General features: G+C 54.6%; 15 protein-coding genes and 2 pseudogenes. 5 read left to right on the top strand and 12 right to left on the bottom strand.

Features of this window, described 5'->3' with window-relative positions:
- Window positions 1–26 precede the first annotated feature (26 nt).
- Together HV340_RS07825 and guaD are read left to right on the top strand one after the other, a co-directional pair.
- Window positions 27–1,523, top strand: a complete 1,497-nt coding sequence (locus tag HV340_RS07825) for an NCS1 family nucleobase:cation symporter-1 (RefSeq protein ID WP_163387433.1) — start codon at window positions 27–29, stop codon at window positions 1,521–1,523.
- 99 nt (window positions 1,524–1,622) lie between these two features.
- Window positions 1,623–2,942 carry a guanine deaminase gene (guaD, locus tag HV340_RS07820; protein WP_063925114.1) on the top strand — a complete coding sequence of 440 codons (1,320 nt, stop codon included), beginning with the start codon at window positions 1,623–1,625 and terminating at the stop codon, window positions 2,940–2,942.
- Here guaD and uraH read toward each other — a convergent pair.
- Window positions 2,922–3,245, bottom strand: coding sequence for a hydroxyisourate hydrolase (gene uraH / locus HV340_RS07815; RefSeq protein ID WP_014169459.1), 324 nt, complete (start codon window positions 3,243–3,245; stop codon window positions 2,922–2,924). The two genes, guaD and uraH, sit on opposite strands and share 21 nt — an antisense overlap.
- Window positions 3,242–3,742 carry a 2-oxo-4-hydroxy-4-carboxy-5-ureidoimidazoline decarboxylase gene (uraD, locus tag HV340_RS07810; protein WP_063925115.1) on the bottom strand — a complete coding sequence of 167 codons (501 nt, stop codon included), beginning with the start codon at window positions 3,740–3,742 and terminating at the stop codon, window positions 3,242–3,244. Before uraD ends, uraH begins: the two co-directional genes overlap by 4 nt.
- Before the next feature lie 242 nt (window positions 3,743–3,984).
- On the opposite strand from uraD, the gene hpxO reads away from it, so the two are divergent.
- From hpxO to HV340_RS07795, 3 genes are read left to right on the top strand one after another with little or no spacing between them, the layout of a single operon-like run.
- Window positions 3,985–5,139, top strand: a complete 1,155-nt coding sequence (hpxO, locus tag HV340_RS07805) for an FAD-dependent urate hydroxylase HpxO (RefSeq protein ID WP_063925116.1) — start codon at window positions 3,985–3,987, stop codon at window positions 5,137–5,139.
- A gap of 17 nt (window positions 5,140–5,156) precedes the next feature.
- Window positions 5,157–6,191 (top strand): molybdenum cofactor-independent xanthine hydroxylase subunit HpxD, encoded by a 1,035-nt coding sequence (hpxD, locus tag HV340_RS07800; RefSeq protein WP_032677828.1) that lies wholly within the window; start codon window positions 5,157–5,159, stop codon window positions 6,189–6,191.
- A 12-nt stretch (window positions 6,192–6,203) separates the two neighbouring features.
- A complete protein-coding gene (locus HV340_RS07795) occupies window positions 6,204–7,154 on the top strand; it encodes a PDR/VanB family oxidoreductase (protein ID WP_181216417.1) in 951 nt (316 codons plus the stop codon).
- Window positions 7,155–7,416: 262 nt separating this feature from the next.
- Here HV340_RS07795 and HV340_RS07790 read toward each other — a convergent pair whose 3' ends face one another.
- The 10 genes and pseudogenes from HV340_RS07790 to tssK form a co-directional block, all read right to left on the bottom strand.
- Window positions 7,417–8,808 (bottom strand): VasL domain-containing protein, encoded by a 1,392-nt coding sequence (locus tag HV340_RS07790; RefSeq protein WP_063925118.1) that lies wholly within the window; start codon window positions 8,806–8,808, stop codon window positions 7,417–7,419.
- 87 nt (window positions 8,809–8,895) lie between these two features.
- Entirely contained in the window at window positions 8,896–9,240 is a 345-nt protein-coding gene (locus HV340_RS07785) for a hypothetical protein (protein WP_226876144.1), read from the bottom strand.
- Window positions 9,241–9,329: 89 nt separating this feature from the next.
- Window positions 9,330–9,779 carry a type VI secretion system baseplate subunit TssE gene (gene tssE / locus HV340_RS07780; protein ID WP_020884756.1) on the bottom strand — a complete coding sequence of 150 codons (450 nt, stop codon included), beginning with the start codon at window positions 9,777–9,779 and terminating at the stop codon, window positions 9,330–9,332.
- A gap of 398 nt (window positions 9,780–10,177) precedes the next feature.
- Window positions 10,178–10,312, bottom strand: a complete 135-nt coding sequence (locus tag HV340_RS24595; protein WP_260454391.1) for a hypothetical protein — start codon at window positions 10,310–10,312, stop codon at window positions 10,178–10,180.
- Window positions 10,313–10,500: 188 nt separating this feature from the next.
- Window positions 10,501–11,712, bottom strand: a pseudogene (vgrG, locus tag HV340_RS07775) (type VI secretion system tip protein VgrG); the annotation flags it as partial.
- Entirely contained in the window at window positions 11,709–12,839 is a 1,131-nt protein-coding gene (locus HV340_RS07770; protein ID WP_059306080.1) for an Imm72 family immunity protein, read from the bottom strand. The gene HV340_RS07770 and the pseudogene vgrG, both read right to left, overlap by 4 nt.
- Window positions 12,836–14,380 carry a hypothetical protein gene (locus HV340_RS07765; RefSeq protein ID WP_063925958.1) on the bottom strand — a complete coding sequence of 515 codons (1,545 nt, stop codon included), beginning with the start codon at window positions 14,378–14,380 and terminating at the stop codon, window positions 12,836–12,838. The genes HV340_RS07770 and HV340_RS07765 overlap by 4 nt, the downstream gene beginning before the upstream one ends.
- Entirely contained in the window at window positions 14,377–14,916 is a 540-nt protein-coding gene (locus tag HV340_RS24430) for a DUF2345 domain-containing protein (protein ID WP_345944387.1), read from the bottom strand. The genes HV340_RS07765 and HV340_RS24430 overlap by 4 nt, the downstream gene beginning before the upstream one ends.
- Window positions 14,916–15,638: pseudogene (locus tag HV340_RS24625) on the bottom strand (type VI secretion system ImpA family N-terminal domain-containing protein); the annotation flags it as partial. The pseudogene HV340_RS24625 and the gene HV340_RS24430, both read right to left, overlap by 1 nt.
- A gap of 399 nt (window positions 15,639–16,037) precedes the next feature.
- Window positions 16,038–19,637 carry a type VI secretion system baseplate subunit TssK gene (tssK, locus tag HV340_RS07750; RefSeq protein ID WP_181216416.1) on the bottom strand — a complete coding sequence of 1,200 codons (3,600 nt, stop codon included), beginning with the start codon at window positions 19,635–19,637 and terminating at the stop codon, window positions 16,038–16,040.
- Window positions 19,638–19,648 lie beyond the last annotated feature (11 nt).

The following is a 19,648-nucleotide window of genomic DNA, read 5'->3' as shown; positions in this document are numbered from 1 at the left end:
GGTTTTCATTCACAGGAGCAGGTTTCATGCCAAACAGACAAAACGCGCAGCACGGTACGGCCGCTGATTCCGGTGCGGTTTACAGCCCACGGCTTTGCAATGAGGATCTGGCACCGACGCGTGACCAGAACTGGAGCTGGTACAACATCTTTTCTTTCTGGATGTCGGACGTCCACAGCATGGGGGGTTATGTTGTTGCCGCGAGCTTCTTTACGCTCGGGCTGGCAAGCTGGCAGGTTTTGCTCTGCCTGCTGATAGGGATTTGCATTGTGCAGTTGTGCGCCAACCTGGTGGCGAAACCGAGCCAGATGGCAGGCGTACCCTACGCGGTGATTTGCCGTCAGGCATTTGGCGTTTTCGGGGCCAATATTCCGGCGGTGATCCGCGGGCTGATTGCTTTCGCGTGGTACGGTATTCAGACCTACCTGGCCGCCAACGCGCTGATGCTGGTGGCGCTTAAGTTCTGGCCTTCACTCGCGACGCTCACCACCGGTTCGTTCCTGGGCCTGTCGCATCTTGGCTGGATCTGTTTCGCTATCATGTGGGTGCTGCAGGCGATGGTCTTCTGGCACGGCATGAGCGCCATTAAGCGCTTTATTGATATCGCCGGTCCGGCGGTCTACGTGGTGATGCTGGCGCTGGCGGGATGGATTGTATACAAGACCGGTTTTGACGGCATCTCCTTTACCCTCGCCAGTAAATCCCTGAGCGCCGGTGAGCAGACCTGGCAGATGATCACCGCCACGGCGCTGGTGGTCTCTTACTTCTCCGGCCCGTTGCTCAATTTTGGTGACTTCTCCCGCTACGGTAAAAGCATGGGGGAGATCCGCCGCGGTAACCGCTGGGGCCTGCCGTTTAACTTCCTGCTGTTCTCCATCGTTACCGTGGTGATTGTGTCGGGTACGCAATCGCTGTTTGGCCGCATGATCACTGACCCGATTGAAACCGTCAGCCGTGTGGGCAACGATCTGGCCGTGGCCATTGGCTTGCTGACCATGATCACCGCCACCATCGGGATCAACATCGTGGCGAACTTCGTCTCCCCGGCGTTTGATTTCTCTAACTGTTCACCGCAAAAAATCAGCTTCCGTACCGGGGGGATGATCGCCGCCGTCGGCTCTATCCTGTTAACCCCGTGGAACCTGTTTAACTCGCCGGAGCTTATCCACTACACTCTGGACGTGCTCGGGGCGTTTATTGGCCCGCTGTTCGGGATTCTGATTGCCGATTTTTACCTGATTAAGCGCGGCAAGGTCTCCGTAGACGATCTGTTTGATGACACGCCAAAAGGCAAATACTGGTATCGCAACGGTTTCAACCCGAAAGCCATCGGCGCGCTGGTGCCATCCGTTGCCGTTGGACTGGTGATAAGCTTTATTCCCTCCCTGCATGAAGTGGCAAACTTTAGCTGGTTTATCGGCGTCTTCCTGGGCGGGGTCATCTACCGCTGGCTGGCGCGGGAAGAGCGTGAAGCGGCAGGCGCCTCGTCGTTCAGCCCCCGCGTGGCGACGCAAAAAGAGTGACCCTTCCTCCGGGCCGCAGTTCCTCTGCGGCCTTTTTCATTCTGGCACCGTTTTTGCTCAGTCTCATCACCCCGCTACGCAAACACTAAGGCAGGAATCATGATGGACTACCAGACTGCGATCCGCGGTGCATTTTTTGATATTGCCCGGGTCTGCGACAGTGCAGACGTTATCGCCCAACAGGCGCGATACCTTGAAGACGGGCTGCTGTTCATCCATGACGGCAAAATTCTGGCGCAGATGGCCTGGCAGGAGGGCGAGCAGTATCTTGATCCCTATAAAGGGTACACCGACCTGCGCGGCAAACTGCTGCTCCCGGGTTTTGTCGATACCCACGTCCATTACCCGCAGACGGAGATAATTGGCGCTTTTGGTGAGCAACTGCTGGAGTGGCTGACCACCTACACGTTCCCGGTAGAAAGCCAGTTTGCCGATGAGGCCTATGCGAAAGAGATTGCGGCGTTTTTCATCAACCAACTGGTCAGCCACGGCACCACCACCGCGCTGGTGTTTTGTACGCTGCATCCTGAATCGGTCGAGGCGCTGTTCACCGAGGCCCTGCGCCTTAACATGCGCCTTATCGCCGGGAAGGTGATGATGGACCGCCACACGCCTGACTACCTGAGTGAAACCGCGAAAGAGAGCTACCGGCAGACGCGCGAGTTGATCCAGCGCTGGCACCACCGTGGACGGTTGGGCTACGCCATTACGCCACGCTTTGCCCCGACCTCCTCACCGGAACTGCTGGCCGCGGTCAGCCTGCTCAGAGAGGAGTTTCCCGACACGTGGATGCAGACCCATCTGAGCGAAAACCCAAATGAAGTGGCCTGGGTGAGCGATCTGTGGCCGGAACATGAACGTTATTTGGATGTGTATCATCATTACGGGCTGACCGGCGAACGCAGCGTGTTTGCCCATGGGATCCACCTCCATGAGAGCGAGTGGCGCTGTCTGCACGATACCGGCTCGGCGGTGGCGTTTTGCCCCACCTCGAACCTGTTTCTTGGCAGCGGACTGTTCCGCTTACCCGCCTGCTGGCAACACCAGGTGCGTATGGGCATTGGCACCGATGTGGGTGCCGGAACCACCTTCAGCATGCTGCGCACCCTCGGGGAGGCGTACAAGGTGGGTCAGCTGCAGAGCTACCGCCTGCGCGCCAGCGAAGCGTTTTATCACGCCACGCTGGGCGGCGCTCACGCCCTGAGGCTGGACGATAAGATTGGCAATTTCGCCCCCGGCAAAGAGGCCGATTTTATCGTCATCGACCCGGCCGTTACGCCGCTACAGCGCCTGCGTAACCGGCGCTGTCAGGACATTTATGAGCAGCTGTTTGTGCTGATGACCCTGGGCGACGAGCGCAATATTAGCGAGACCTGGGTCAACGGTGTGCAGGTGTGGTCAACTGCCGCGGTAGGTTGACCACCCGCCCGGCGCAATCACAAACGGCAGGTGGAAGTGCTCGTCTGCCGTTTCTCCCGTCACAAAATCGATCTGCGCGCAGGGGTAAAGCGTGTCGCGGCCGGTTTCGGTGAACCAAGCCCCTATCTCGGCCACCAGCCGGTAACGTCCTGCAGGCAGGAAAGGGATAAACGCGGTGATGCGCCCCTGGGCGTTAGTGAAAGCAGTGGCCAATACGACGCCGTCCTGCTCAAGATAAACCCTTACGCCCTGCGCAGGTTTTCCCGTCGAAATATCAAGAATATGTGTGCTTAACGTACTCATTCGTCAATGACTCCTTCCAGCCGAAGCAGCGTAATTTCCCGCAGCTGTTCCAGTGCGGCCTGTACCTCCTGCGCATCGCTGTTTTCCAGCCGGGCGTTGAGGGCGCGTAAAATCTCCTCACCGCTACGGCCTTTCGCGCGGATCAAAAACACGCGTCCAAAACGGGCCTCGTAGCGAGCGTTCCCTTCCTGCAGTGCCTGTGCCAGCTGCCTGTCGCGGTTGTCGACGGCACCCTGCTCCTGGCGCGAAAGCACCGCCTCCGCCCGGGCTCCCGTCGGTTTCTCACCAATTCGCGGGTGCGCATTCAGGGCCTGCGTAAGCGCCGTTTCATCCCAGGTTTGCGCCAGTGTCAGGGCGGCGTCGAACAGTGCTTTGCGGTGTAAATAGGGCCGCCCCTGCACCAGCGCATTGGCCCAGTCGGGCAACGCCACGCAGGGCTGCAACCGCGCGAGCGCCTCTTCGTGGCTCAGTTGATTAAAAGTTTGCAGTGCAATCATACTCACTCCCGTCATATCGTCGTTTTATCGCTTTGCACAAACTACGCCACTCTTGCCACCCCCCATGAAACAGTCGATTCCGGATCGCACAACAGGAAATTATTGATTCATAAAAAGGCATTCTCACCGCGTTTGCGCACCTTAGCAGTGCAAAACCACCCCATACAACGCGCTTTTCGCCACTCTGCAGCCTGGTACGCAAATTGCTCTTCCCTTTTTATACCCTGCAAAAGGAGAGAAGCATGAGAGCAATCGTTATTGGCGCGGGCATTGGCGGCCTGAGCGCCGCTGTAGCGCTGAAGAAGGCGGGAATCGACTGTACCGTGTTTGAGGCCGTGAAAGAGATGAAGCCCGTCGGTGCGGCCATCTCCATCTGGCCCAATGGGGTGAAATGCATGCAGCACCTCGGGATGGGCGACATCATCGAGACCTACGGCGGCCCTATGCGCTTTATGGCCTATAAGGATCACCGGCGAGGCGATACCCTCACCCGCTTTAGCCTTGCCCCGCTGGTCGAGCGCACGGGCGGTCGCCCCTGCCCCGTGTCGCGTACGGAACTGCAGCGCGAAATGCTGAACTTCTGGGGGCACGAGAACGTTCAGTTCGGCAAACGCGTTGAAAGCGTCCATGAGGACGCGGCTGGCGTCACCGTCACCTTCACCGACGGTACTACCGCGACGGGGGATTTCCTGATTGCCGCCGATGGCAGTCACTCCGCGGTTCGCCCGTATGTGCTGGGCTATACGCCTGAGCGCCGCTACGCCGGTTACGTCAACTGGAACGGGCTGGTGAAGATTGATGAAGAGATTGCCCCTGCGCACCAGTGGACCACCTTCGTCGGCGAGGGCAAGCGCGTTTCGCTGATGCCCGTCGCCGGCGGACGCTTCTATTTCTTTTTTGATGTTCCGCTCCCCCTCGGGCTGGCGGAAGATCGCACTACCCTTCGCGCCGATCTCACGGGCTACTTCCGCGGCTGGGCGCCACCGGTGCAGAAGCTCATCGCCGCGCTGGATCCCGAGACCACCAACCGTATCGAAATCCACGACATTGAACCGTTCGACACCCTGGTGCGCGGCAACGTGGCGCTTCTTGGCGATGCCGCGCACAGCACCACGCCGGATATCGGCCAGGGCGGATGCGCGGCGATGGAGGACGCCGTGGTGCTGGGTAACTGCCTGCGCGAGAACCACAACATCGCACTGGCGTTGCGGCAGTACGAAGCGCTGCGCTGTGACCGGGTCCGCGACCTGGTGCTTAAGGCCCGTAAACGCTGTGATATCACGCATGGTAAAGACATGGCATTGACCCGGGCCTGGTACCAGGAGCTCAAAGAAGAGACCGGAGAGCGCATCATTAACGGTCTGTGCGACACCATTCAAGCCGGGCCTTTAGGCTGAACGCGAGAGGGACAACCATGAAAATACAACCGACTCCACCCGCCCATTGTACGTTTGAGCCAGAGGACTGGCTGCGTCTGGCAAAATGCTGGCACCCGGTTGCTCGCGCCTGCGACATCGGCGCGGCACCGGTCAAAGCCACCCTGCTCGACGAACAACTGGTTATCTACCGCGTCAAAGACCAGGTTGTGGTCGCCCGGGACGTTTGCCCGCACCGCGGCGTACCGCTAACGCTGGGCTTTCACGATGAACACGGGATTATCTGCCCTTATCATGGCTTACGCTTTGGTGAAGATGGACGCTGCAACCGCATTCCGTCCAGCCCTGACCAGCCGGTTCCCGCGAAGCTTAACCTGATTAACTATGCCGTGGAGGAGCGCTTTGGGTTGATCTGGACCTGCCTGGCGTTTGATCCGGATAACCCAATGCCGCTGCCCACCATGCCGCACTGGGATAACGACGGATTTCAGCAGATCAACTGCCCGGCGTTTGAAGTGAATGGCTTCGCCGGCCGTCAGGTGGAAGGGTTTCTGGACGTGGCGCATTTTGCCTGGATCCACACTGACACCTTTGCTGACCCCAATAATCCGCTGGTTCCCCATTATCAGCCCCAGGAGACGCCGTTTGGCTTTGTTGCCGATTACTGGAGCTCGGTGAGCAACTACCCCGCCAGCTCCGATGTCCAGGCGCCGGAAGGCTTCCAGTGGCTGCGTCATTTTGAAATGCATTTACCGTTTACCGCCACGCTGACGATCCATTTCCCGGGGGAAGCCAGGCTGGTGATCATGAACGCCGCCTCACCCGTCTCTTCACGGGTAACCCGCATGTTCGCCCCTATCGCGCGCAACTTTGACCTGCATATTCCGGTAGAGGAAGTGCACGCCTTCAATTTGCGTATTTTTGAAGAAGACCGCCTGATGGTTGAGACGCAGCGCCCGGAAAGCCTGCCGCTGGATCTGACTCTGGAAGCCCATATCCCTGCGGATAAAAGCTCGATTGCCTACCGCCGGGGGCTGAAAAAGATGGGCTTCGGCGAGTTTTTCCTGGTGTGACGGAGGAACGTGATGAGCGAAATGTTAAGCGTTATTGCCGACGGTCTCTGGCGTGAGGGGGATAAGAGTCTCGCCGTCAGGCTGGTGTCAGAATGCGGTGAAGCCCTGCCAGGCTGGCAGCCCGGGGCGCACATTGACGTGCATCTGCCCTGCGGGCTGGTTCGCCAGTATTCGCTGACCGGGGCAAGCGACAGCGAGAGCTATCTTATTTGCGTAGGACGTGAAGCCGCCTCGCGCGGCGGGTCACGCTATGTTCACGAGACGCTACGTCCGGGGCAGAAACTGCTTATCTCCTCACCGCGCAATCTGTTTGCGCTGCACAAGGCTGAACGCTTCTTGCTGCTGGCGGCAGGGATAGGCATAACGCCCTTGTATGCGATGGCCCGGCTGCTGGAGGCTTCCGGCACCCCGTTTACGCTGCACTATTACGTTAAAGAGCATGGCAACGCGGCGTTTGCACGTGAACTCATGCAATTTAAACACGGCGAGTGTGTCATCCATACCATCAGCCCGCGCACTGCGCTGGCAGAGCACATGCCCACGCCAGCGCCCGGTTTCCACGCCTGGGTCTGCGGGCCGGCAGGCTTTATGGAGAAAGTGTATCAGGTCGCCCTCACGAGAGGCTGGGCTGAGAGCAATCTTCACAGCGAAGCATTCCAGCCCGTTATGCCCGCCGACTGTAATGAAACGGGCGAGATTTTTACAGTCAAGCTGGCATCAACCGGCGAGCGCTGGCCAGTGCCGGCGGACAAAACTATCGCGCAGGTGCTGCTGGAAAACGGCGTGGCGGTACCCCTCTCCTGTGAAATGGGGATTTGCGGCGCCTGTCTGACGCCGGTTATCGACGGCGTAGTGGATCACCGGGATAGCGTGCAGTCGGAGGCGGAGAAAAGCGCGGCAGACCAGCAGGTGGCGCTGTGCTGCTCGCGAAGCCATTCAAGGGAACTGGTGGTTGAGTTGTAGAACGAAAAAACCCTGCGATATTGCTATCGCAGGGTTTTCGGATTTGGCGGGATCCACGGATAGTCAAAACAAACGGCATACCGGGTTTCGGAGAAAAAGCATGTCCATAATCACCGATATCACCTCAAAAAAAGCAAACCGGACGATAAAACGATCCCTCATGGCAGCATAACTGGCCTGACACTTCATCATCTTAAAACGGGGAAATATCCGCGAAGCTTCCCGTCATAATGACGAGTTTTAAAGTATCTTAACGATGGATTTACTCTGATGCATTCCGTTTTATTTCAGCATATCGGGCTGCCAGTTGTTTCAGATGCATCTCCAACTGAGATCTCGCAGCTGCAGGTAAAGGTACACCAGGAGGATTTTCTGACAAGATACGCAGTTGCTCTTCAGCCGGTATGGACTGGTTAAAAGACTGCCGGACGGAAAATACAACCGACTTCAGTTCACTGACCGTCATGTATTTGCCTTTCTGCTCATCAAGCCCGTTCAGCCGGTCACTCAATTTTTGTAGCGTTGACATCCCCTTATACCAGACATTGAGCTGTTCTACCGGTAATGCGGCAGCATTAAGGTGTTGCTGCCACTGTTGTGTCAGGGGTTTTGCTTGCTCCGGCCACAGCACCTGAGCCTGTTCTGTAAGTTTTCGGCTGTAAGTAATACTCCAGTCAGGAGGCAATTTATCCAGTCGGGCAAGCTGCTGCTGTGTTTGTTCTATCATTGTTTGTGATGACGGAGATTGCTGACGCAACATATCCAGTTTTTCAGGCGCGAGAGGTGCAGGTAACGGAGCCAGTGAGGCAGCAAGCTGAGTCTGTAGCGGGTCTGGCCGGTGAAGAAATTGCCAGCTCCACACTGCGCCCGTACTTATTATCAGCATGGTACACATTCCGGCAGCGAAGGATTTCCACTTTTTTACCTGAGTGGGCATTGCCGTCAGTACTTCCACATTAGCGTGGTGTTCTGGCTGTGCAACGAATACCCACTTCACTGGGCTGTCTGGCGCAGGGGTCTCTTCAGAGAGACTACCGGTATGAGAGCCTGTTGATATTACTGCACCATTCTTTACGGTGGCAGGCAGGACAATACCAGACTGAATATTCGACCCGGTACTGGTTGTATCGTTGCTGTTTTCCAGCCGGACAGCGCTGTTGTGCATCAGGGAACGCAACGTATCGAGCTGGCTCAGATGCTTAAGCTCCAGACGTTGAAGCACCTCCCCCAGACTGCCAAGCAGTTGCTCAGCCCGATACAGTTGTCTGAGGTCGCTGTAATTGAGCGGGAGCGAGCGCATCCGTTGCTGAAGACGCTGGTTCAGACTGCTGAGGATTTCCATGCGGGCATGTACCGGCTGCGGCCACAGTGTGCCCCACTGATGGCTTATCAGCGCATCCAGTATCGCCAGGCCTTCATTGAGGCCGAATAAGCCGGCCAGCTGCGTCCGTGCCAGCGTGTACCAGGCCGCCGTCTGTAACTCCACACCGTTTTGCTCAAACAGTGAAAGGCAGAGTTTTTCGACATAATGCCAGTTCACATCCGGACGGGCCGGATGTGTCAGTTTACTCAGTTCATCACGCAGGGTGGCATAATCCGCTAGCGTGCGCGGATCGCCACCGGTTTTGATTTTTCGTGGATTGATGTCATTCATGGCTGAATATCCAAATGAAGGTTGCGGTGCTGTACTTCCTGTTTATGCAGCTTCACCACAAGTCTGCTGGTACTGCCAGGTTAACAGCTATGGAAGAAGCGCTAAAATCAGACAAAAAGAAGTACTTTGATCAAAAGGTTGTACTGTGCGCAGCAACATCCCCGGGGGATTAAAGGTCCAGTCACTGAAATGACCTGCCCGTATGAACAGGCGCCCCAGAGAGATCACGCAGCCTTCTGCATGAAGGGTCACTTCCATGCATCCGGTCACGCCCTGGCCGTACAAAAATACTGGTGTCAATTTCACAGACTGGTCATCTACACACAGAAAGATATCGGTAATCTCAAGAGCCCCGTACTCCACCAGCAGATCCGTAACGGATGTATTCAGCGTCCCCTCGTTCAATCCGGTACCTTCCAGCCACGCGTCCATTTGCTCCTGAAGCTGCGCATTCGCTGGCAAACTCTGCAATATCGGCCTGACTCTTACTGGGTGTTGGAACTGGTGAACGCTGCCTGGCCTTACATACGAATTGCGGTATCGAGATACTGCTGTTGCTTCAGGTGCCTCAGCATCACGCGTCCTTCGGGCATAAACTCGGTGCCGTAACGTACGAGGCCAATGCCCTTAAGCTCAGCATCAATGGCATAACGCAACTCTCCTGGCACGTGCTGTTCGAGTAAAGTTACATTGAGGGACTGCAAACGGGGTTCATACTTGAGCAGGACACCGGCCAGCGTATCGATCAGCTCGTGGGCTGTACCCGGCATGCCTTGCAGAATTTTGGTCATGTCCGGCAAACCATAATCTGGTAAATGGGATATGGTCCCGGCTCGGGCGTTCAAAATACGCTGGATGTTATCCAGTACAGATAAAATGACCTGGTCTTCTTCGTTTACAACTTCAAGGGGAAGATCCCCTGTAAAGTTGCCGGTAAGAATTTCATATAAAGATGGCGTTTTTTGATTCATAATATAGCAAATTATTTTAAATGATAGAGGTTTAGGTTCTAAGGGATGTAAATTACCTTATGTTTCTTTTAAGGATTTTTTTGCAAAAATAATTATTGAACAACCGGATAATGAGGAACAAAACATCAATATTACTCGAAGTGGATTTGTTCCATACCAAGAATAAAACATAAAGATAATAACCAGACCAAAGATTACTGAAGAGTGCTTTGGTTTTATAAATGTTGTTAGAAATGTAATGGGTATGATAATGTATCTCATATAGAAGATTACAAATCCGAATCCTACCCCCTACTCCTTGGTCTAAAGTAAGTTATGTACCATTCGTAACCCAAATGATGCACTGCCAGAACGGTAATACATCCAAGGAAGGTTATTATTAGTTTTACTAAATTTTTTTATTTTTTGGATTCAGGTAAAGTCCAGCCTGAAAACCCGCTATCAGAAGGGTAAAGAAAATCAATGCCTGACCATTCAGGTGCAACTAAATCAGAGAACTGATATTCCCAAAAATGCCAAGCTGAACTTTTCATTTTTTCCAGTTTTGTCATAGACAACGAAAAATGATTGATTTGAAAAAAGACGTAATACTCGCCCTACGCCGCCAAAAGGCTTGTAGTCAGGAATATAAGTAATAGCATAGCAAGAGTTGTCCTCATTCCATATTTTTTCACTGTCTGTTGCTTTCATATAAGTCAGGATCTTAATGAACAGAAGATTCTTCCCGGTCGAAGTCCGGCTTTACCCGGTAGCGACCCTGCTCATCCAGGTGCGCGTAGATATCATTTTTCTCCCGGCTCTCGACGCGGGCCGGAAGTGTGCCGTGGATTTCAGGGCGCGGGATTTCAGTTGGGCGGAAACAGTAGCGTTCGGTATAAGGCATCCCCCAGACCGACACATGCAGACGGGAATCCCTGGCGCCCCGGAAGGTCACGAGCGTGAGGAGCACGCCTTCCTTCAGGGCAGCAATGACATCGCCCTGCGGCTCCAGCACCTGCCCGGGAGTGAGGTGTGCCGCATTGCTGAACAGGTGAATACAGGCAGTCCTGTTCAGCTCACGCTCATGGTGGAGTCGGGCGTAGAATGCGCCGGATTCGGTCTCCGGCTCCGGGCTGGTGTCATCACCTGCGTCACGATAAGGCGCTGCGTAGCGGTAATGCTTTCCGGTGGTGACCGCGTCGTTACGCACGCTGACCGTCGCATCCATCGGTGTGGAGGCTGTCCGGTAGTTATAATCCCGCGTGGCGACCGTGCCGGTGGCAAGGGTGTGCCAGGTTCGTACATCCCAGACCGACTCTGCCGCACCGTCAAACAGACCCGACGGCTCGCTGTAGGGCAGGCGCACATCAAACTGGTAGTTGAGCTGGCTGTCGGCCAGTATGTACGTATCCAGACCGCGCACGTCGTCCATCACCGTACGCCAGTAAATCCCCACTTCAGACAGAATGCGCCGGATAAACTCAAGGTCCGTTTCCCGCCACTGGGTGATAATTTCACGCGGCGGGTAGGTGCGCTCCAGGCGGAATTCAAAATCGGGTCCCTCCAGCCCGTGTTTGCGCAGTACCTGCTCCACCACCTCAGGAACTGACTGGTTCTGATATACCGCACACTGCCGGGTGTATCCCAGGAGCGCCAGGCGGGAACTGAGCGTAAGACGGTAGTGGGACTGATCCTTTGAAGTGGAAAGCCATTCCAGGCGGGTGATAATGCCGTGGACATTTTTACCGCTCCGCATCCGGAAAGAGGCATATTTCATCAGGACCTGTTCAGGGGAAATGTTCCTCTGCGAAGTGGTGAACTCGATATCCCACTTAAACGGCTCGCTCAGCGCTTCCCTGCCGCGAAAGCGCAGAACATCCGGCTTCACCGAACTGTCATTGATATCCAGAAAATATCGGGTCTGTCCGTCGAAAAACGCTAACCAGATATTCAACTATCCTTTATATAAACACTCCCCTCATCATCCCGGTGTAAAAGGCTCCATAACGCAGGAAGATGAATTTCAGCCGCATATATATTGCTCTGATATTTGGTTGCTTCTGGCATCAACTGCCCGGCCTGAACATCAACAAACTGCTGATGTCCTCCGGCTATGGTCGCCCAGAGGCCTGAATGCGGACAAAGCTCCCCGCTCGGGCAGGTAATGCGTTTGCCTGGCGCATCATCCAGAAAGTATTCTGATTCATCAGGGATAATTCCGTCACAGTAGCGGGTATCTTCCCAGACCAGACGCCAGTGAACGTCCCGGTAACGGATTGGGTCGTCAGGGATAACCATTTCTGTATCACTTTCAATTAATACGTCGTAATACACCTGGCGGGGAGCATTCATTCCACGAATAAAATAATTATACGGCCCGAGATTATTAAATCCGCTGATGCCGTCTTTAATAATCAATAGCTTATGGTTGTAATGAATCTTTACCGGTTCCCAGATGCCGTCGCAGGGCACCATGTCATCGGTTTTAATAATAATATCACTGCGCTCCGGAACAGGAGACAAGTTTTTCGGGAAAGCCGGATACGCTAACTTATTAAAATTATATTCATAATTATCTAATTCTAATAAATATGCAGCATCGAAAAAGTTGCATACATTATCATGTGGTGGATATATTAGATAGTCACCATGTATTTTTGCTGCAATCTTCAGCTTATTGAGCTTTTCTATATCTGGTGGGTAAGGTTCCTGCTGAGAGCCTCGTTCATGACAGAGAGGGTAAAAAAAGCTGTCGATCAATCCAACCGCTCGCTCAAGCTGCTCAAATTCACCAGTTTTTAACTGCCATACTTGCCGATTACCCACAGCCAATTCTGCAAGTCCTTCGTCATAGAGACGTAGCGCATCATAGGCCCAGATAATATTCTTTGGATGAAAACCATATGTTTTTTCTTCCGGCCAGGTCTTTAACGCTTCTTCATATTTCTGCACAAAATAGGCCCAGGCATCCCGTTTGCGCTGCCAAAGGGTATAGCTGCTCAGTCGCTGTAACAACCAGAACAGTTTGCGGCGCACTTGTTCATCCGTCATTGGATACTTTGTTTTTTCAATGGTTATCATTGTTCACTCCCTGTGGTTGTCTGCCGTTCAAAACGGGCTGCATTCAGTATCGTCCGATCTGTCACTTTGCTGCGCAGTTCATCATCATGCAATTCACGCGTGGTCGTGGCATATGGAGGCTCTATCCCTTCTGGTTTACTGTAGCCATGCACGCCGTTAACATCCTGCCAATTTGTGGGATAAAACTCAGCCTTTACGCCATTAATTTCAACACTGGCAGCCTGTCCGATAGCTTTGACCTGTTCCCCAATACGGTTAACCTCTTGTTTAAGCATCTCATCCAGATTAATAATCACCTGTTCGCCACCACCTTTCAGATATTGAGCTGGAATTGCACTACCGAACTGTTCAGCTATTTTCCCATGCCAGGCGTTGCTACCCGGCATACGAGTTGCCAGGTCTTCCGGCAGATGCAGCACCACCAGAAAACCGTTGCCGTTCCACTCATCCAGTACCGCCGATAACTGGCGCCATTCTTCAGCACTGCCCGGCACTTTTTGATACCCCCAGAATCCACCAGCAGCCCACGAACCATTAGGAGCCAAATCTGTGGGATTACCAAAGGCACGAAAAATAGTGCTTCCCGCCATATCACGGGCGCTTTTAGCCGTGATGTCACCACTAAATGAAGCGATGGATGTAAATACTGGCTTATTACCAAAAGCAGGACTTTTCCCTTTACTTCTTATCAAATCTGGATACCCGGCTTTAGAGTATTTTCGACGCAATGTCGTTTTATACAATTCCTCCGCATGAACACTCGGATACCGCGTCCCTTGCTTCAGCGCTTCCCGCAGCGGACGTTCAATCAAATACGCCTCAGCCTCACGCCGGACCTCAGCGCGTCCTGTTCCCGTTGCTATCGTATGTATTTCACCTTTATACACCAGCGCCTGTAACACTCGCAGTTTCGCATCCAGCTCTTTCAGCGCCTGCGGGATCATTCTCGATGCCAGCTGTTGCAGTGCCGTAAAACCATCCCGTACCCGGAGTAAGTCCGCCTGCCATTTCTCCGGCAACATCCGCCCGACGCGGGCTTTCAGGATTTGATTGATGGCTGTGATCATCGTGTTGCAAAAATCACTCATCTTTTCAATCAACTCTGCCTGATACTCAACGACATTCTGCTTATTCAGCCACTTCACCGCATCACCTTCGCCGATACGGTTCAGAAACTTAATCACAGCGCCAAGGGTTTCCACATTCTCTGCCGCTTTTGTTGTCACACGCAGGGCCAGACGTCCGACGCCTTTTATCACGCCACCAATTACCGGGATTAGCGCAAACAGCAGGATCACCAGAAATACCCATTCAGTCACGCTTTCCCGTTTCTTCGGTTCTTTCGCCAGTCCTATCGAAACAGCAATCAGATCGCGTACTGCCGTTACATCGCCGACCAGCGGGATCATGCCGATCACCGCATCAACGATGATCTGCCCGATGGTCTGTTTTTCATTAAATGCCCCCTGAAGCGTACCCCAGATCCACTGTCCAGTTTCCAGGCTGGTTTCCTTAAACCAAGCAACGCTCACCCCACTCATTCCACACCTCCGCTGTGTTTCGCTATCAGTGAGTCAATGTCTGCCTCGCTGAGAGATGTCCCAACAAACGACTGATTATCGATCTTATTTTTACGTAAATAATTCCGGATATCCGGCCCGAACTCCACCTGCACACTCCCCGGCGGGACGTCTTCCAGATGCAGATATCCCGCACCGTCAAGGTTACCTTCCCGGACAGAGCCATCAGCAAGAGTCACTTTGAAAGACGCGCCCACTACCGGGACATCGTCGTGATACAGATACTGCATCAGCACACTGGCAGTGGATTTAACCGGGTCGGCAAGCCAGGGCATTTCCGGCTGTTGTGACGCAGCTCCCGCCGCCATCGTCCTTTTAACTTTGCGCATATACGACGCCGTCGTACCATACTCGACCTTCCCGGCCTCAAGTCGCAGATAGCTTCCGCCGCCGATCAGCGTGATACGTTTTTTTCCGGCCAGGGAGATGTCATTCGCCGAGCTCAGCGTCAGCTTCTTCTCAGCGAACAACCGCAGGCTGGCGTTTTGCGCCTGCACCTCCACTGGTCGAGTAAATCGCGGCCAGATTTCACGGCTGACAGCTGCGGAGAATCAGAATGGGCAGGTTCACGCCCGTGCTCATGCGTACTGCTGTTCTGGGGGACCAGCGCTTCCATACCACCCGAACGTGCCAGACGGTTTTCAAGAGCGGTACAAAGGCCTGCAAAAGACGGTTTCTCGGCTTCCGGCCAGTCAGCCAGTGTTGATTCAAGCAGGCTGATGACGCCAGCCGTCAGACCGGCATCATTGCTGTCCACCTCGGGCCATAACAGCAGTGCATCAATTACTTTTGCACTGTTCAGCCACTCCAGCGCAGCTTTACGGGCTACGGGACGCCGGGGATGGCATGCCTGCCCGTAGCGGGTCAGCATCGCGACAAGCAGCAGTAAGCCTTCGGATAACCCTTTTTCACCGTCGCGGCTGAGTCGGGCCAGCACGTACCAGGTCACGACACGAATGTCTTTGGCGCATTCGCAAAGACACTTCTGGGCCAGCTCACACAATAACGCTGAATCGGTACCTGAAAGCTTGTTGATCTCCTCACGCATCAGCTGAAAATTATCATCATATGCGGGATCGTCCCCGGTTTCTGCCCCGGAGGTGAACGGGTGCAGCCAGTTATCCCAGAGCGACAGGGCATCATTTGCCCGCGAGATGAGGCGCTGCCTTTCTTCCTGCCTGGTGGCGCAGGCGGTTAACAGTTCTTCCGGTGAGCTCATTCTTTTTCCCGTTTGTTTGTTCTTTCATAAACCTCACGACCGCTTCCAGAGAAGCGTCGTCCTTACCATTGACGATTTGCGGTAGCTTCCATTTCAGCAGCATACTTTTCTCCTCCCCCTGAGTGGGTTTGGCCTTCCAGTAGCTTCACCAGTGGGCTTTTCTGACATGGGGACGAAGGCGCCGATGGGGCGCGGAGGCGCTGTCCCCTCGTGTACCTGGTGCTGGATTATGCTTCTGCCAGTCGCTGAGCCATGCGCGACACTGCCGAAAGGTCATAAACTGGCATGGGGATGAGGATTCAGTTTCGTGCCATCGGTTCACTTTGCTGCAAATACCCTGAGACCAGCCTTCAACCTGTTTTGCGAAAGCCAGTGCCGGGTAAATTTTCCCGCCCATCATTACTGGCGCTCTTCTCCGCCAGCTGCGACGCTAAAGATAGTGTCGGGCAGCGTGAATCCCTGAAGTTTCAGCAATGCCAGGGGACCTGTACCGAGCTCGCTACGCATCACAAACTTCAGAGGGTTGCCATCGGCGGTGATCCACACCAGTTGTGTACGGCTGGCGTCAAGCGGAGTGATGAGAGCCTTGTCCAGCAGGCGAATGAAACCCCAGTTGCCCTGGTTACTGGCATACAGCTGCATGCCGCTGTTCACACTACGCCAGCTGAGCGACACGCCAGGATAGTAAGTGTTTCCAGGCCAGGTGAAGCTTTGCCAGCTTTCCATCTGATTGAAGTAATCCAGGTTCTGCTCATCGAGGGTAAGCTGCACTCTGGCAACATCCCGTGAAGGACGCGCCATCAGTTCGAAGTGAACACCCGCATCGCCCTGAGAAAACACGATATCTGACAGTTCCGCCAGCTGATTAATCGCCCGGAGGAAATCCGGGCTGACAACCATCCCCTGACTTGCGGAAAGGTCAACGACCCAGCGATTTCCCTCCTGATGGAGGATCCCGCCAAGATTCGTTTTCAGGAAGGTCGTGATTCGACCCGAGTCGCTACGCAGGAACTGAGCCAGCAACGGCAACGAGACATCGCTGCCGGTGGCTTTAAACGGATAGCGCCCCGCAAAGGCCTTATTCCACTGTTCGACAATGGTCGACTGCCAGCGGGCATTGAGGCTTCCCGCAGCCGGGGCAAGTACCTGCCGCCAGGCCAGATCAAGCGGTTGCACAAATAACGACTGGCCAAATCCATTCCACTCCTGCCCCAGACTCGCCGCAACCAGACTGCCATAGTCGCGGGTATCGGTCAGATCGATGGCTTTGCCCTGGAATACTGTCTGGGCCAGCATCTGCGACATGGCCTGCGGATCCGGGGCGCTGGTAACCTGCTGGAGTTTCAGGCGTACCTGCGTGACGCGGGCAAGCCAGGACTGGAAACTGAGGTTACCGTTGGCACCGGTGCCCTCTTTACCTTCCATCAGCCCCATCAGCGGTCCAAACACCTCATCGAGCGGCCCTTTTGGGCCCTGTGCCTGTTCAATAAACTGTCTGCCATTTTTTTTCTGACCGATCAGCTTTTTCGCCGAATCGACAATCGAATCGGCCAGTGCCTCGCCCTTTTGCCCTGTTTTGCCCTGCCAGGCCAGCGTGTTCATCAGTGCCACCAGCGGCGACTGACGGACATCGCCGATCAGGTTGAGCTGGGCAATCGCCTCAGAAAGTGACGTGGCTTCCTGCCACTGAATGCTGTTGACCATGTTCAGCCAGGCATTGCCAAAATCGGTAAAATAGCGTTCAGTCAGGCGGGCCTTCAGCACCTCCGGGGAGATATCGCTCCCTGTCTGGTGCGTCTTATCCGTCAGTACCCAGTCAATTTCATCACGGCGTGTCTTGACGACCTCGTTAATCGAATCCTGAACCTGCTCTTCCCAGGCCTGACGCGTAAACATACCGGGGACGACTTCGTCAGTGCTGAATACCGTTGAGGCATCGGTGTCGCCTGTCATATCGGCAAGCGTTAAATCAGGCCAGTTGCTGGCCACGCGCTTAAGCATGTCCTGATACAAGCCAGATTCAGCGTTACGCTGACCTACCTGCTTAAGCAGGATCTGACGGATCGTGCTGATTAATTCAGTGTCAGGCTTAATTTTCCATTCCGGATGAGCCGGGAGGTTTTGCGCATAAAAGCCCAGCAGTTTCGGTGCGAGGTCCTGCCATGTGCCATCCGGCACATTCTGACGCTTCGGCCAGGCTTTCAGCACGTTTTTTGCCAGCCAGCTCGCGTCCGCTTTATCCGGACGGGCCAGCATCAGATAACTTTTGAGCACGTCATAGGTGTGCTGTGTGCCCTGCGTACGGGCATCACTGGCAGGAGGCAGTTGCACAAAAGCATTCAGCTGCTGCCTGAGATAATCTGCGGTGGCATCCCTCATCAGCTGTGCGTTGTTTTTCGCATACAGCGGCCAGAGTGCGGCCAGCGTGTCGCTGTCCTGATTAAGACCAAATCGGGTATACCATGGAGCGCCGGTCGCCTCACGGTGTTGCAGACGGGCAATGGCTTGCTGGAGTACGAGCTGGTTGTGCAGGCGTTCTGCCAGGGGTTTTGCGGTATCCGCTGCCTGCATCGCCGTTTCTTGTGCCTGATAAATCTGGGTACGGTTAACGATCAGGGACAGCAGTGTACCGGCCCCCCACAGAACAATCAGGGAAAGCAGAATTAACCGCAGCATCTTCAGCCAGTCGAAGCCCAGCTTTCTGCCGCTGACGGCATCACAGTCATCAATGACGGCTTTCCAGGTCGGTGTGTCGAGGCGTGTATTTGGTACCGTTCCGGCAACGGCCAGTTCGGGGCTGAACATGACACCACGTAAACGCCAGGCCGCAGATCCCTGCATCAGCCCGCTGAGTAAAACAGCCAGACTGGCTTTCAATTCGTGTTGAAGACGGGAAGATAACTGAAGCAGGCCGTTATGTGCCGGATTATTCAGTATCTGTGTTATACCGGCTTTTTGCAGGCGCTGAGACAGCGTAGTCAATGCCTTATCCGCCTCTTTTACAGTGCCTTCTGGTCCGAATATCACCCCTTTCGCAGCCGTTTCCGCGTCCTGCTGAGCACCTTTGATTTTGTCAGTCAGCCACAGCGGAGGAAACGCATTGGCCGGTTCCTCGTGGTCATAACCCGGAATGGCGTCAAGATCATGGTTCAGGGAAAAGGTCAGCATACTGCCTGCCAGACGTGCAAGCTCCGCCCACACCTGTTCAGGTGGCCGGGAAGGAAAACGTTCGTATTCTGTCAGCACTCTGGCGTGAGAATTCAGTGCATTCAGCAACCAGAAAAGGGAAACATCGGCGACGGCAAAGTCGGCGAGCCTTTCGTTGCTTTCACGACGCATCGTCATCAGGCGCTGGCGTCGGGAGCGTAACTGACGATTGAGTAGCACCAGACGTTCGCGAAGGACAGGGCTTGCCGCAAAAGACGCAACGGGCGGAATAAAGGACGGATCCAGTCGCCATGCATTTTGTCCATCACGGATCAGTCTGGCCACCGGGCACACTTTCCAGGAATCATTGCTTTCATGGGCAAACCGGATGGTGAAATTATACCGGGCAACGGCTATGGATTCTTCTTCGGACCCGAAGGCATCCTGCAACGTCACCCATTCCTCGCGATAGCGGAGCGGGCGGTCTGCGGTAACACCTTCCTGTTCTACGTTGGCAATACCCGGCTGCATGTGAGGCAGTGCGATGACAACGGTTACGGAATCGAGACCTGCCAGCTGGCTGGCATTTAACTCCCGTGGACGTGGAGGCAGATCGCTCCTTTGAGCATCAATCAGCGATCCATCGTCCAGCCAGAGGCGTAGCAGCGTAATCTGGATCAGACCAGACGAAAGAAGGCTGTCATTAAACTCAATCTTTTCTACCCCCCAGGGGAATGGGGATGCTAGCGCTGATGCACCGGCACTGCGAAAAGACTCCCATTCAGCCTGCTGCTGGAACTGTTGAGGGGACAGTAAAGCCCCCTCGTTCCACAGTGGACGATATATTTTCATCCCTGCTCCTG

The organism is Enterobacter sp. RHBSTW-00975, assembly GCF_013615235.1.
GTDB classification, from domain to species: Bacteria; Pseudomonadota; Gammaproteobacteria; order Enterobacterales; family Enterobacteriaceae; genus Enterobacter; species Enterobacter ludwigii.
The sequence above is the reverse complement of the archived record's forward strand: the minus strand, read 5'-3'. Positions and strand labels throughout refer to the sequence as shown.